This is a genomic window from Candidatus Insignibacter tubulum (genome assembly GCF_056790205.1).
Genome location: NZ_CP199715.1, coordinates 164,984 through 179,791 on the forward strand (window position 1 = coordinate 164,984; position 14,808 = coordinate 179,791).

Below are 14,808 nucleotides of genomic sequence, written 5' to 3' on the forward strand. Positions count from 1 at the left end.
TTAAAACATTTCTCGTACTCGATCAAAAAAAGACTTATCGTTCTGTTTAGGATTAGGCACGAAATTTTCGTCGTTTTTCATTTTTTCAAACATTTCTCTTTGTTCTCTACTGATCTTTTTAGGTGTCCAGATATTAATATGAATCATGAGATCGCCATGGCCATTCCCTTCGATATCAGGGATCCCCTTCCCCTTAAGACGTAAGGTTTTCCCAGACTGTATTCCAGCATCTATTGGAATACGTGCTTTCCCGCCAAGGGTAGGGACTTCTTTATTAGCTCCCAAAACAGCCTCAGGGAAAGAAAGATAAAGGTCGTAATGCAAATTAATATTTTCACGTTTGAGCGTTTCATGAGGTATCTCTTCGATAAGCACGATAAGATCTCCATTAACTCCGTTAAATGGAGCTTCATTCCCTTTTCCCGATACTTTTAACTGAATACCTTCAATTACTCCAGGAGGAATATGAATACTAACAAGCTCCTCTTCCTTAATCATCCCTTGGCTATTAACTCCAGTAGGAATTTTATCAGCAATTTTACCTATACCCTGGCATTGTCTACAAGTACTCATAGTTTGCATTTTACCTAAGAAAGTATTGGTTACTTGGGCAAGTATCTGCCCATTTCCATTGCAGCTAGAACAAGTTTTAAATTTAATGCCCTTAGCCATTTTCATCCTACGTACTTTTACTTTTTTTTCTACTCCTTTTGCAATTTCCTCAAGGGTGAGTTTTATGCGAATCCTTAGATCACTGCCTTTAAGGAGTTTAGATCTGCTACTATTTCCAAAACTAAAACCTGAAAAAGCACCTCCAAGAGCGTCTCCAAAGATATCTCCAAAATTGGCAAAGATATCTTCCATATTCATGCCGCTACCATTTGATGTATAAGTCCCTGCTAATCCGGCATGTCCAAATTGATCATAACGCTGTCTCTTCTCAGAAGAACTCAATACTTCATAAGCTTCAGCGGCTTCTTTAAATTTTTCTTCTGCATTCTTATCATTTGGATTTTTGTCTGGATGATAACGAATAGCAAGTTTTCTATAAGCCTTTTTAATTTCATCTGCAGAAGCGTTTTTTGAAACGCCTAATATTTCATAATAATCTCTTTTTGTCATGAATATTTGACTTATTTTCCGACGATTACCTTTGCGTGTCGTATTACTTTATTATGTAAATTATAACCACTTTCAATAATTTCTATGACTTTCCCTTTTAATTCTTCCGAAGGAGCGGAAACTTGAGTTACCGCTTCATGAATATCCGTATTAAAATCATCCGTTTTTTGTGTTTGAATTTCTTCAAGCCCTTTTTCTTTAAGAATACGAAAGAACTTTTCCTGAATAAGCTCAATACCTCGGATGAGATTTTCATCTTTAGACTTCTTGATCTCTAACATCCCTCGTTTAAAATCATCTACTACAGGTATCAAATCAACTAATATTTTCTGATGAGCCGTTTTAAAAAAATCAATACGTTCTTTTTGTGTACGTTTTTTATAATTTTCAAATTCGGCAAAAAGACGCAAAAATTTATCTTCTTTTTCTTCTAATTTTTTATTAAGTTCTTCCTGATTTATTTCTTTTGAAGGTTCAGTGTTTTCATCTAATTCCTTTTTTTCTTTTTCACAGGTTTTTTTTTCTTTGTCTCTTTCAAAAGATTGTTGGTTTTGATCATCTATGTTTATTATGTTTATCATTTATTATGATTTTTAGTAAAATAGCAATCTTTTACGTATCAAAAGCTTTATCAAAGATAGTTTAATTTGGAATAATGACGCTTATCGTCTCTTCTAAAGATTACCGAATTTTCTATAGTTTTTCATTTAATAGAGCTTAAAACCGAGCAAAATTAAAAAATCATCAATTAACTATATATATTATATTTTTATAGTTGGGATAATTTTTCAATTTCGAATTGAACTATAGTATTATTATCAATAACAGAGTATCATTTAAATTAATGATATTAAGTTAATAAAAAAAAAGAAGATACTATAATAAAATATTTTTATTTATTGAAAATAATCCTCCACTTGATATCTTTGTATATTTGGTATATAAGCTTAATTATTTAAGCGCCTATGGCCATAGGCGCTTAAATATAGTTTGAAAAGGAATTATCTATTTTTTTTTTTTAATTGACATATGAATCTCATAAATCTAGGTTTAGAGTTTTTAGAAAAAATAGGGGGATAAAGCATAAACTCAATTATAAAATACGTAAAAAATCAAATTTATACTAACTAATGAACTGCTTAAAATAGCTCATTCACTGTCGGTGAAGTCAAGAATATTTATAAGTAAGAATTGATAGAATTTAAATATAGATCATTTGATTAAATGAATCCACATGGATCTGCCTAAAATTATATTAAGATATAAAGCAAGAATGCAAAAATGTATTAAGATTAAATGATCATTACCAATCAGTAATGTTATTACTATATTAAAGGGAAAAGATATAGTCGTCACGTAATAACTATATTAAAGATATTACTTTTAGTTATTAAGGGCATAGAATCTATCTATGTTGTAGGTGACAAACAAAATGTACCATCTATATGTGTTTATTCATAGTATCTATTTAAATATAGATATAGCAAACTGTTTAAATTTCCATATTAAATTAGCTTATAGTTAGTTTATAGATTAATTTATAAACTTAATACCATTTAGCTTAATATTATACACTTTGTGTGTATACTGATTAATTCCGGATTACTATAAGCACACATGTATTTAACATATATGCTGTTTATATATCCCCGGTTACAATTAATTTATGCCTTTGTCTGTAAAATATATGGAAATATATATAGCTTTTGTAATAATAGTAGTGAGTTTTTCTACTGGTTTTATCATTCACTATTTATTTAGTAATCGACTTTATTCAAAAAAAAATCATAGGTTGTTTTTGCAAGCCAAAGAAAAGGCACATAGGATCATTAAAGATGCTGAAATCACCCGGAAAGATAAGATGCTCCAAGCAAAAGAAAAATTTATGGAACTGAAGTCTAAACATGAAAAAGATATATCTCACAGAGAAAAAAAAATCGTAGATATAGAAAAACATATATTAGATAAAGAACGAAAACTCTCGGATGAGATTTGCCTTTACCATAAAAAAAATACTCAACTTAAAAATCAAGTAATAGATTATGAAAAAAAGCTTAGCATTGTTATTAAAAAACAAGAAGATTTTAGAAATCTTTATTCAAAACAAATAGGATTACTTGAAAAAATTTCCCAATGTTCCGCTATTGAGGCACGTGAAAAACTTATAGAAACAATTAAAGATGAAGCTAAAGTAAAAGCACAAGTGCATATACAAAAGATTATAGAAAATGCACAGCTTACAGCTAAGACTGAGGCTAAAAAGATTATTATACAATCTATTCAACGTATCGGCACTGAACAAGCTATAGAAAACTCTGTATCGGTTTTTAATATTGAATCAGATGATATCAAAGGACGAATTATTGGTCGTGAAGGCAGGAATATTAGAGCACTTGAGCAAGCTACCGGCGTAGAAATTATCGTGGATGATACTCCAGAGACTATATTATTATCTTGTTTTAATCCTATTAGACGTGAGATCGCTCGGTTAACTTTACAAAGATTAGTAACTGATGGACGCATACACCCTGTTCGCATTGAAGATGCGGTTTCTGATACTGAAAAACGAATAGAAGAGGAAATTATAGAAAACGGTAGAAAAACTATGATTGATCTCGATATTAATACCTTGCGACCTGAACTAGTTAAAATGGTAGGACGTATGAAATACCGGTCTTCTTATGGACAGAATCTTTTACAACATTCTCGTGAAGTAGCCCATCTTGCTGGAATATTAGCTGCTGAGCTTGGGTTAAACGCTAAATTAGCTAAACGTGCTGGTCTTTTACACGATATTGGAAAGGTTTCTGAAACTGAATCTGAATTGCCCCATGCTTTATTAGGTATGCATTGGGCTGAGAAACACGGAGAGCATCCACAGATATGTAATGCTATAGGATCTCATCATGATGAGATTAAGATGGAAAATTTAATTGCACCAGTTGTTCAGATAGCTGATGCTATTAGTGGTGCACGCCCTGGAGCTCGTAGACAAAATATGGAATCTTATATTAAACGGCTTAACAATATGGAAAATATTGCTTTAAATTTTGAAGGAGTTAGTAAATCTTTTGCTGTACAAGCTGGTCGTGAGCTCTGGGTAATAGTTGAGAGTGAAAAAATAGATGATCAGCGCGCTTTTAAGCTTTCTCAGGAAATCACTAATAAAATACAGAATGAAATGACTTATCCTGGTCAGATAAAGATAACAGTTATTCGAGAGACTCGCGCCATACAGATTGCCAAATAAAAAATTTAATAGATCTTTGTTAATAGTAAAGTTAATTTAACTCTTCAATTTTTTCTCTGCATGAAATCTACTCCTATTAGCTCATTTATCGATAAGTATTTTCTACACTTTAATGCCGCATCTCTTTTAGATGCTTCGATTAGTTATAAACAGCATTTAAAAGAAGGTGGTAAAATGATGATCACTCTTGCCGGCGCCATGAGCACGGCTGAATTAGGAAAAATTCTTGCTGAGATGATCCGGAAAGATAAAGTACATATTATATCGTGTACCGGAGCTAATTTAGAGGAAGATCTGATGAACCTTATAGCCCATAAACGATATAAGCGAATCCCTAATTATCGTGATCTTAGTCCTGAACAAGAACATGTTTTACTTAAAAAAGGTTATAATCGCATTACTGATACCTGTATCCCTGAACAAGAGGCATTCAGACGTATTGAGAAGTATATTTATGCTATTTGGGAAATAGCACAAAGTTTTTCAAAACGCTATTTTCCTCATGAATATGTATATCAGTTATTGGAAGAGGGATCCCTAGAGCCTTATTACGAGATTGATCCAAAAGATAGCTGGGTGCTTGCTGCAGCTGAAAAGAATATTCCAATAATTGTCCCTGGATGGGAAGATAGCACTATAGGTAATATATTCGCTTCCTATTGTATAAAAGGTCATTTAAAGTTTGACCTTATAAAGAATGGTATAGAATATATGATGTATCTAGCTGAATGGTATCAAAAAATAGCTCAGAGTAAAAAAATAGGTTTTTATCAGATTGGAGGTGGTATCGCAGGAGATTTTCCTATATGTGTAGTCCCCTTATTAACACAAGATATAGCTATATCTAACCTTCCTATGTGGGGATACTTTTGTCAAATTTCTGATTCTACTACCAGTTATGGATCTTATTCAGGAGCTGTGCCTAACGAAAAAATCACTTGGGGTAAGCTAAGCATCGATACTCCAAAATTCATTATAGAATCAGATGCGACGATAGTCGCACCTTTAATGTTCGCTTATATATTAGATATGTAATAATAGAAAATATTAAATTATAAATCCAAGCTTTTTATCTTGAATACTCACATTATATGAGCAAGTAAACAAATTTGTAAAAAATGAATAATACTTATGATCTTATCATTATAGGCTCTGGACCTGGAGGTTATGTGTCAGCTATAAGAGCAGCACAATTAGGATTTAAAGTAGCATTAGTTGAAAAATATCCTGTTTTAGGAGGAACTTGTCTAAATGTAGGATGTATCCCCTCAAAAGCCCTTTTAGACTCATCGGAATATTACTATAATATACAAAAAAAAATTGCTGTTCATGGAATCCTTGCTAAGGATATCTCTCTGGACTTTACCCAGATGATTTCCCGAAAGAATAAAGTTATATCTCAAATTTGCAAAGGAATAAGATATCTCATGGATAAAAACAAAATCATGGTTTATCATGGTATAGGTGTTTTTAAAAACAAAAATTTACTTTCCTTAAAAAATCTAGAAGGAATATCTATAGAGATATCTTTTAAAAATGCCATTATAGCTACTGGATCTAAACCATTTGACCTTCCCTTTCTAAGGCCAGATAAAAAGAGGATTATCCATTCTACTCAAGCGCTTTCATTAAATGAAGTTCCTAAACGTTTAATAGTTATTGGTGCAGGAGTTATTGGACTTGAATTAGGCTCGATATATAATCGTTTAGGTTCCGAAGTTATAATTATAGAGCTTCTTGATAGAATAGCTCCTTCATTAGATTCTTCCTTAGCGAAGGAACTTGAAAAAGTTCTAGAAAAATCAGGCATCTCATTTCATCTTTCTACCTCTGTTATCTCAGCTCAAATAAATATAAAAGAAGTCAAGGTTTTAGTACGTACAAAATCAGGAAAAGAACTTTCTTTTACTTCAGATTATGTTTTAGTAGCTATTGGTAGAAGCCCTTATACTACAGGCTTAGAACTTGAAAATATAGGGGTTAAAACAAATAATAAAGGGTTTATTCATGTAAATGAAAAATTACAGAGTACTTGTGAAAACGTTTATGCTATAGGGGATGTTATCGGAGGAGTGATGTTAGCTCATAAAGCAAGTCAGGAAGGGATTTTTGTAGTAGAGCAATTATCTGGACAAAAGCCGCATATCAATTACCATTTAATCCCATCTGTGATTTATACCTGGCCTGAGGTAGCGACAGTAGGAAAAACTGAAGAGCAGCTTAAAATCGAAGGTGTCTCTTATAAACACGGTCAATTCCCTATGCGCGCCTTAGGGCGGGCATATGCTAGCGGTGATACAGAAGGATATGTAAAAGTATTAGCTGATAAAAATACAGATAAAATTCTAGGCGTGCATATTTTAGGAGCGCGTGCTGCAGATTGGATAATGGAAGCTGTAATTGCTATGGAATTTGAAGCTTCTGCTGAAGATATCACTAGGATTCCTCATCCGCATCCTACCTTTACAGAAGCTCTTTCTGAAGCAGCTCTTGCTGCCTCAGAAAACAGGCCTTTGCATATTTAAGATTTTTTAGAATTATGTTCTGTAGGATCCTTATTTGAAGGTTCCCGAATTCTTTTAGAATTAAGCAATTCAATAATAAGGGCAAAAGATATTGCAAAATATAAATAACCCCTAGGAATGTTTTTTATATCATATCCAATCAGATTACATTTTCCTATCTGAGCTGCTTCTAAAAGAAGCATTATACCTACCAACATCAGAAAACATAATCCAAGTATTTGCAGTGAAGGGCGATATTGTATAAAAGAACTTACTGCTTCAGAAAAAAATAGTATAATCACTATAGTAATAATAATAGCAATAGCTATAAGTAAAAGCCCTCTCTCACCAAAACCTTCTGGTGGATTATTAAGATTGATAAGACCTATAGCTGTAAGTAAGCTATCTATTGAAAAAACTATATCTAGAAAAACAATTTGAACTACAATTTTCCAAAAACCATGAGTTTTTTTTTTAAGAGTAATACCTTTTCTAGATGAATACGTTATCTTATAACGAATTTCTTCAATACTTTTATAAATAAGGAATAAGCCTCCAAGGAGGAAAATAGTATTATGACCAGATATATGGCAACTAAATAACTCATTTTGTAAATATATCCAAGTCCTTTGAAGACTTAAAACCCATGATATAGAAAATAAAAGTGCCAAACGAAATAACATTGCGAACAAAAGTCCTAGGTGACGTGCTTTTTTTTGTTGACTTTTAGGAAGTTTCCCAGATAAAATTGCTAAGAATAATATATTATCAATTCCTAATATGACTTCTAGAAAAACAAGTATGACAAGCACAATCCATGAAGATGGATTGAATAAAAATTCCCACATGTGGTTTTTTTACAAATTTAGCAGAATATTATAAAATATATTTTTGATATTTGTGAATATAAAAAAATATCAATGTTCCTTTTACTGATTAATATTTTAGTAACTCTATTAATTAGAACATAATTTATATAATTATATATAGAAGATATCAAAAAATTTTACTTTTTCATACTATTATGCAAAACTATATCTCTATAATTATCTAGCCTTTTAACTGGAACTTTATATTAAAACCACTGTTTTTAAAAACAATCTACTGGGATATACAAATTATTTTTATTTCTATTTATAGCGGCGGATACTTTCTCCTATTGCTAATTTTAATATAATAGAATAAAGATAAAAATTAGGAAATTTTTCGTGTATTAGCTGATTTTTATTAGCATTATACACTACTATTCAATTCTTTTCCCATACTTATTAAAGCTTAATTTATTACTGTTTTATAAACTATATTATTAGAATATATTTTTTCTTATTTATATAAGAATATAAATACTTTATATATCCTAATTTTTTAGATATTTCTGCTCTGGTTGATTTTATTAGGAACTACTTTTTTTACTTATAAATAAAATTAAAATAGGATAAAACATCTTAAAATTCTCTTTTTATAAATATTTATATTTGTTAGAATAATTTTACTATGGAGTATCTTGATTTTGAAAAGCCTATTGAAGAATTATACAAGCAGTATGATAGATGCCTTATTTTAGGAGGCGAAAGTGGGATAAACACTAAAAAAACTTGTGAACAACTTCAATTGAAACTAAAAAAAACTATTCAAAAGATTCATAAAAATCTCAGTCCTTGGCAGAGAGTGCAGCTATCAAGACATCCTAATAGGCCTTATACGCTTGATTACATACAAGCCCTTACTAAGGGAGATTTTATTGAATTACATGGAGATCGTAATATAGGAGATGATAAGTCTATTGTTGCTGGCTTTGGTAAGATAGAAAATAGAAGTTTTATGCTTATTGGCACGCAAAAAGGGAAGAATACTAAAGATCGACAATATAGAAGATTTGGCATGCCAAATCCAGAAGGTTACCGGAAAGCTCTTCGACTAATGAAGCTATCAGAAAAATTTAGGAAACCTATTGTAACTTTTATAGATACTCCTGGAGCTTATCCAGGCCTAGAAGCTGAAGAACGTGGTCAAGGAGAAGCTATTGGAAGAAATATTTATGAAATGATGCGCTTCTCAGTGCCTATTATTACCATTATTATCGGAGAAGGAGCTAGCGGAGGCGCTCTAGGCCTTGGTATAGGCAATCATGTGTACATGATGGAAAATACTTGGTACTCGGTTATCTCACCTGAGAGTTGTTCTACCATTTTATGGCGTAGTTGGGAGTATAAGGAAAAAGCTGCAGCTGCTCTAAAACTTACCGCTGCTGATATGCTCAGGCAAAAGCTTATAGATGATATTATTAAAGAGCCATTAGGAGGGGCACATTTATATCCAGAGGAGGCTTTTAAAATAGTAAAACGCTACATTATAAAAGCAGCAAAAGAACTTTCAATGCTTACTCCTGAAGAGCTTATTGCAAAAAGACAAGATAAGTATCTTGCTATGGGTATATTTCAAAATTAAATCTATAAGCATATTTATTTTATGCTGCATAATATTTCTTACAACCTAAGAAAGTTTAAATATAAGAGCAGTTAATTTAGTTTTTTATAAAGGTATCTTAAGATAGATATATATAATGAGAGGGATTACTATAGAAGAATACTTATTTAATAATATATATAACATAGCTCTTATGTTTAAGAAGAATAATTTATCATTTACCCTACAGAAGAGTAGGATATTACAAATAAAGTTTCATTATAAATAATATCTCATTTTATCATAATATTTTTTAATGTTCTTGTTTAAAATGAAGATTAATGTAAAAATCCTCTATAAAATTAGTGGTATAATTACCTGATAAAAAACGTTCATCATGCATTAGTTGTCTATGAAAAGGAATAGTAGTCTGTACCCCTTCAATAATAAATTCATCTAATGCTCGACGCATCTTATATATCGCTTGTTCACGGTTATGACCTGTAGTAATTAATTTAGCTATCATCGAATCGTAATATGGAGGAATCATATAGCCTGCATAAACATGTGTATCTACACGAATACCGTGTCCGCCTGGTGTATGCATTTGTATAATCCTACCAGGTACTGGGCGGAATCCATGATAAGGATCTTCAGCATTAATACGACACTCTATAGAACATTTATTAGGATAATAATTTATTCCTGAAAGTTTTTCTCCTGCAGCTAGCAAAATTTGCTCGCGAATAAGATCATAACCTGTTACCTCTTCAGTAATAGGATGTTCTACTTGGATTCTAGTATTCATCTCCATAAAATGGAAATTTTCTTTCTTATCAACGAGAAACTCTATTGTACCTATGCCCTCATATTTTATAAAAGAGATAGCCTTTACCGAAGCCTCCCCCATTTTTTTGCGTAAGGTTTCAGTGATAAAGGGAGAAGGAGTTTCTTCTACTAATTTCTGATGACGACGTTGTATTGAACAATCTCTTTCCGATAAATGACAGGCATTACCATATTTATCTCCAGCTACTTGTATCTCTATATGCCGGGGCTCCAAGATGAGCTTTTCCATGTACATATCATCGTTAGAAAAAGACGATTTAGCTTCCTGCCTAGCCATTCCCCACGCTTTTTTAAGATCATCTTTATTCCATACAGCTCGCATTCCTTTTCCACCTCCTCCAGCACTAGCTTTAAGCATAATGGGGTATCCAATTCGTTTAGCTAAATCAAAAGCACTTTCATAAGAGGGAAGGATACCTTCCGATCCAGGTATACAAGGTATACCAGCTCTTTTCATAGTTTCCTTAGCTGAGGATTTATTGCCCATTATCTGAATTTGCTCTGACGAAGCTCCTATAAATTTTATGTTATGTTTAGCACATATAGATGAGAAATAAGCATTTTCAGATAAAAACCCATAGCCTGGATGAATAGCATCTACATTGGTAATCTCAGCTGCAGCAATGATATGAGGTATATTTAAATAAGAATCTTTAGGTGCAGAAGAACCAATACAAACTGCTTCATCAGCGAATCGTACATGTAAACTATGCTTATCTGCTGTAGAATAGACTGCAACAGTCTTCATCCCCATTTCACGTACGGTTCTTATAATACGAAGAGCAATTTCACCACGATTAGCGATGAGTATTTTTTTAAACATCCCTATTATTTTTTTTTAAAAAAACTAGACTTTTTAAGAGGGATCCACTAAAAATAATGGCTGATCATATTCTACAGGAGAAGCATTTTCAACAAGACTTTTTATAATGTGGCCAGAAACTTCTGATTCTATTTCATTAAAAAGTTTCATAGCCTCAATAATACATACTGTTTGACCAATTTTAACCTGGTCACCTACCCTTATAAAGGGATCTTTATCGGGAGCAGGACGTTCATAAAAAGTTCCAATCATAGGAGATCTTATACTGATAAGCTTATCATGAGGTATCATTTCTTCTTGATGAAATGATAATCCAGAATCAGCAGAAGGCGTTAGAGGAATAGATGGCTTAAAAGCGACTAAAGATTCTGCCTTTTGAATTTTTAGAGGAATAGTATTCTTTATTCGAATTTTAAAATTCGATGATTGATATTCAAATTCCTCAAGACTTGATTTTGAAATTAATTGTATAAGTGTTTTAATATATTTTAAATCCATAGTGTTATATTCCCCCTCTCCTCCCTCTCCTCCCTCTCCCCCCCCCCCTCCCCTCCTCCCTACCTCCCCCACTCCCACTCAGGGGGAGGTAGGGAGGAGGGGAGGGGGGGGGGAGAGGGAGGAGAGGGAGGAGTCTCCAAAATAAAATTTATACTTACAAAAAAAGGTAGAATAATACTTATTATAGTAATATAAGCTTTTTCTAAGAATCCTCTTTAGTAGTAGAGGAAGTTTTTTCTAATACTACTTTTCCTCTATAATAGAGCCTACCATCATGCCAATGAGCTCGGTGAGACAAATGAATTTGTCCTGTTGTAGAGCAAGTAAAAAGCTGAGGTATACTAGACTTATAATGCGTCCTTCTTTTATCTCTTTTAGATTTCGATTGTTTTCTCTTAGGATGGGGCATAGATTATTTTTTTGAGTAATAAAAGGTTTAATTAAGTTTTTATAATAAGATATTTTTTCTATACCATTCTTAGTAAGAATTGCAAGTATTTGAGAGCTAGATATATCATTTTGTCTCTTTTGAGAATCTTTTCTTTAGGAAGCAAAATCATGAATAAATCATTATAATATTATATTTTTAGCTGTATTAATTATACCTTCTATATAAGAAAGGATACTACAACCAAATATAATACTACTTTTTTGTTTGTTTTCTAACAAAACAGAGCCTGTATGCTTTTTTAATTTAATCATTATACTTAAATTGATATCATCAAATTCTTAATGAAATATAAATAAGTTAAAAATATCCTGTGTAATTTGAAAATTAAAAATATGATTACCATAATATAGCGTATATGGAGAAAATATAATAATTTTCTAACCCTATCCATAAAAAATGAACGTTATTACAACTCTCAGTAGCGAAGTTAAAACTTTTTTATATAATATTATTGTATGCGTTTCTACTTTAATAAAGTAAAACTAAGACTAATAATTAAGTCTGTGATAGATTAATCGGTTTTTTAGCAATTAGTAAAAATCTGGTCTTATTAACTATGATCTAGAAAGGTAATGATTTTATTTTAGAATATCTAATTCATAAATAGACAGTTCTTCTATAAAATATTACATCTCTTAAAGATGTAATTACTAAAAAAGTCATTTATAAGATTTATAAGATTTTATAAAAAAGGAATAGATTAATAAAGAAAGTAAAAAATGCAAAAAAAAAATATAAAATAAAAATCTCCAAATATTGGGAACAGAATATTCTTGTGTACCCATGGTACTGTTATTATAGCTATATTAAGTAATATATATATGGATATATATTACTTATATCGGACCAATAAGGAACTAATTCCTTTTCTAAGGAAGGGCTTAACATTAAAGCTGACAAACTTAAGAAATAAAAATATAACTATTAAAGAAACTATACCTCCGATAAAAAACCTTAAAGAAGACCATATAAAAGATGGTAAAAACATTAATTTATGATGTTTTTTAATTTGCAAATAAACAAATGTTATAGCAAAAATCGCATATAACGAAGGTATTACAAAAGCATTAAGGATCGAAAAATATAAAAAAAATCTTTCTGATAGAAAAAGATATAGATAATAATAAAGGTAAAGATGTTTATAGATGATATAAAAGCACTTAATCTTAATGAAGATAAAATAAATTTAAAATTCATGAGTATAAAAAATTTTATTAATCATATTAAATAGCTATCTTTGCGGTTGGTAAGTCTCCCGCACAATCAGGCTCCCTTCAAATCCCCTAGGGTGGGAACGCAGCAAGGGTAGAGGGTTGTAGCGGTGTGATGCGGGAGTATCTTATCTTTTTTATCTTATATTTCTTATTTATTCCCATTCTATAGTAGAAGGTGGTTTAGAGGTTATATCATAAGTTAATCGATTTATTCCCTCTACCTCGTTGATCATTCTAGAAGACACCTTTTCTAAAAATTCATAAGGTAAATGCGATATTCTTGCTGTCATAAAATCGCTTGTGTTTACAGAACGCAATACAGCTGTATAGCTATAAGTGCGCCTATCTCCCATTATCCCTACTGATTTTACTGGCAGCAAAATCACAAAAGCTTGTGCTACTTGTTCATAAAGTTTATGTATACGCATTTCATCAATAAAGATTTGATCTGCTTGTCGCAAAATATCAAGTCTTTCATAAGTGACCTCACCTAAAATACGCACTGCTAACCCTGGTCCAGGAAAAGGGTGACGATCAATCATATCTCTAGGAATTCCTAAACTTATTCCTAAGTTTCTTACTTCATCTTTAAATAAATTACGTAAAGGCTCAATAAGCTCTAGAGACATTTTTAAAGGTAATCCTCCTACATTATGATGTGATTTAATAGTTGAAGAAGGACCTTTTACAGAAATTGATTCGATTACATCTGGATAAATAGTCCCTTGCGCAAGAAATTCAGCTCCTTGAATCTTCTTAGCTTCTCTATTGAAAACCTGTATAAATTCCCTTCCTATGATTTTACGTTTAGTCTCTGGATCGGAGACTCCAGATAAAGCAGATATAAAATATCTGCTCGCATCTATCGTATGAATATTTATATGGAAATAGTTTTTATAAGTCTCTATAACTTTTTTAGCCTCATCTTTTCGGAGTAATCCCGTATCTATAAATATACATCTCAATTTTTCACCAATAGCAAGCTGCATTAACACTGCTGTTACAGAAGAGTCCACACCCCCTGAGAGACCTAATATTACTTTTTTATCTCTCACTTGTTTTTTAATCTTCTTAATAGAAGTTTGAGAAAAATTTTGGATTCCCCAATTATTTTTACAATGACAAATATCAAAGATAAAATTTTGTAAAATCTTCTTTCCATAAATAGTATGTTCCACTTCAGGATGAAATTGTACAGTATAAATTTTGTCTTTATCATTAGCCAAAGCACCGATGCAAGTAGGAGTGTGACCTATAATTTTAAAGCCTATAGGTACATTAACTACTTGATCAAAGTGGCTCATCCAAACATCAGATTTTTCAGGTAACCCCCTTAATAAAGGGCTTTTATAATCATCTACAATAAAATCAGTTCGGCCATACTCAGCTTGAGTACTACGTGATATTTTCCCTTTAAAAATATACGCTATCAGTTGCATGCCATAGCATATCCCTAAAATGGGAATATTATGTTCAAATAGGCCTTGAGAAGGCATATATGCATCTTTTTTATTAACAGATGAAGGCCCTCCTGAGAGAATAATACCACATGGAGAACGAGCAATAATGTCCTTTATAGAATTATTATAAGGCAATAATTCGGCATAGACTCCCATCCCTCTAATACAACGAGCTATGAGCTGATTATATTGAGATCCAAAATCTAATATCAATATAGATTTATATTCCAT

At 31.6% G+C, this 14,808-nt stretch carries 11 protein-coding genes and 1 other RNA gene; 5 read left to right on the forward strand and 7 right to left on the reverse strand.

Features of this window, described 5'->3' with window-relative positions; all coding sequences use genetic code 11:
* Nucleotides 1–1,122 carry a molecular chaperone DnaJ gene (gene dnaJ / locus ACUBP5_RS00655; protein WP_482168387.1) on the reverse strand — a complete coding sequence of 374 codons (1,122 nt, stop codon included), beginning with the start codon at nt 1,120–1,122 and terminating at the stop codon, nt 1–3.
* A gap of 11 nt (nt 1,123–1,133) precedes the next feature.
* Nucleotides 1,134–1,703, reverse strand: a complete 570-nt coding sequence (locus ACUBP5_RS00660; protein WP_482168388.1) for a nucleotide exchange factor GrpE — start codon at nt 1,701–1,703, stop codon at nt 1,134–1,136.
* A 1,106-nt stretch (nt 1,704–2,809) separates the two neighbouring features.
* Between ACUBP5_RS00660 and rny the strand changes: the two genes are divergently transcribed.
* The 3 genes from rny to lpdA all read left to right on the forward strand — a co-directional run bounded on the left by rny (nt 2,810) and on the right by lpdA (nt 6,897).
* On the forward strand, nt 2,810–4,372 hold the full coding sequence (gene rny, locus ACUBP5_RS00665) for a ribonuclease Y (protein WP_482168389.1): 1,563 nt from the start codon (nt 2,810–2,812) through the stop codon (nt 4,370–4,372).
* Between the two features lie 60 nt (nt 4,373–4,432).
* Nucleotides 4,433–5,407: a deoxyhypusine synthase family protein gene (locus tag ACUBP5_RS00670; protein ID WP_482168390.1), complete on the forward strand. Its 975-nt coding sequence runs from the start codon at nt 4,433–4,435 to the stop codon at nt 5,405–5,407.
* Nucleotides 5,408–5,490: 83 nt separating this feature from the next.
* A complete protein-coding gene (gene lpdA / locus ACUBP5_RS00675; protein WP_482168391.1) occupies nt 5,491–6,897 on the forward strand; it encodes a dihydrolipoyl dehydrogenase in 1,407 nt (468 codons plus the stop codon).
* Here the strand turns inward: lpdA and ACUBP5_RS00680 are convergent.
* Nucleotides 6,894–7,724 (reverse strand): TerC family protein, encoded by an 831-nt coding sequence (locus ACUBP5_RS00680; RefSeq protein ID WP_482168392.1) that lies wholly within the window; start codon nt 7,722–7,724, stop codon nt 6,894–6,896. The genes lpdA and ACUBP5_RS00680 overlap by 4 nt on opposite strands.
* 646 nt (nt 7,725–8,370) lie before the next feature.
* On the opposite strand from ACUBP5_RS00680, the gene ACUBP5_RS00685 reads away from it, so the two are divergent.
* The gene (locus ACUBP5_RS00685; protein WP_482168393.1) at nt 8,371–9,324 is read left to right on the forward strand and encodes an acetyl-CoA carboxylase carboxyltransferase subunit alpha; all 954 of its coding nucleotides are present in this window, start codon (nt 8,371–8,373) and stop codon (nt 9,322–9,324) included.
* A gap of 271 nt (nt 9,325–9,595) precedes the next feature.
* Here ACUBP5_RS00685 and accC read toward each other — a convergent pair whose 3' ends face one another.
* The 3 genes from accC to rpmF form a co-directional block, all read right to left on the reverse strand.
* Entirely contained in the window at nt 9,596–10,954 is a 1,359-nt protein-coding gene (accC, locus tag ACUBP5_RS00690) for an acetyl-CoA carboxylase biotin carboxylase subunit (RefSeq protein WP_482168394.1), read from the reverse strand.
* Nucleotides 10,955–10,987: 33 nt separating this feature from the next.
* Complete coding sequence (accB, locus tag ACUBP5_RS00695; protein WP_482168628.1) at nt 10,988–11,452, reverse strand: acetyl-CoA carboxylase biotin carboxyl carrier protein; 465 nt, start codon at nt 11,450–11,452, stop codon at nt 10,988–10,990.
* Nucleotides 11,453–11,654: 202 nt separating this feature from the next.
* A complete protein-coding gene (rpmF, locus tag ACUBP5_RS00700) occupies nt 11,655–11,861 on the reverse strand; it encodes a 50S ribosomal protein L32 (RefSeq protein ID WP_482168395.1) in 207 nt (68 codons plus the stop codon).
* Between the two features lie 1,287 nt (nt 11,862–13,148).
* Between rpmF and ffs the strand changes: the two genes are divergently transcribed.
* Nucleotides 13,149–13,250, forward strand: an RNA gene (ffs, locus tag ACUBP5_RS00705) — signal recognition particle sRNA small type.
* A gap of 19 nt (nt 13,251–13,269) precedes the next feature.
* On the opposite strand, the gene guaA is transcribed toward ffs, so the two are convergent.
* Complete coding sequence (guaA, locus tag ACUBP5_RS00710; protein ID WP_482168396.1) at nt 13,270–14,808, reverse strand: glutamine-hydrolyzing GMP synthase; 1,539 nt, start codon at nt 14,806–14,808, stop codon at nt 13,270–13,272.

Coding starts and splice junctions, on each gene's coding strand:
- guaA (WP_482168396.1), bottom strand. CDS start 14,808: ATGGAATATAAATCTATATTGATATTAGATTTTGGATCTCAATATAAT.
- ACUBP5_RS00680 (WP_482168392.1), bottom strand. CDS start 7,724: ATGTGGGAATTTTTATTCAATCCATCTTCATGGATTGTGCTTGTCATA.
- accC (WP_482168394.1), bottom strand. CDS start 10,954: ATGTTTAAAAAAATACTCATCGCTAATCGTGGTGAAATTGCTCTTCGT.
- lpdA (WP_482168391.1), top strand. CDS start 5,491: ATGAATAATACTTATGATCTTATCATTATAGGCTCTGGACCTGGAGGT.
- ACUBP5_RS00660 (WP_482168388.1), bottom strand. CDS start 1,703: ATGATAAACATAATAAACATAGATGATCAAAACCAACAATCTTTTGAA.
- dnaJ (WP_482168387.1), bottom strand. CDS start 1,122: ATGACAAAAAGAGATTATTATGAAATATTAGGCGTTTCAAAAAACGCT.
- rpmF (WP_482168395.1), bottom strand. CDS start 11,861: ATGCCCCATCCTAAGAGAAAACAATCGAAATCTAAAAGAGATAAAAGA.
- ACUBP5_RS00670 (WP_482168390.1), top strand. CDS start 4,433: ATGAAATCTACTCCTATTAGCTCATTTATCGATAAGTATTTTCTACAC.
- accB (WP_482168628.1), bottom strand. CDS start 11,452: ATGGATTTAAAATATATTAAAACACTTATACAATTAATTTCAAAATCA.
- rny (WP_482168389.1), top strand. CDS start 2,810: ATGGAAATATATATAGCTTTTGTAATAATAGTAGTGAGTTTTTCTACT.
- ACUBP5_RS00685 (WP_482168393.1), top strand. CDS start 8,371: ATGGAGTATCTTGATTTTGAAAAGCCTATTGAAGAATTATACAAGCAG.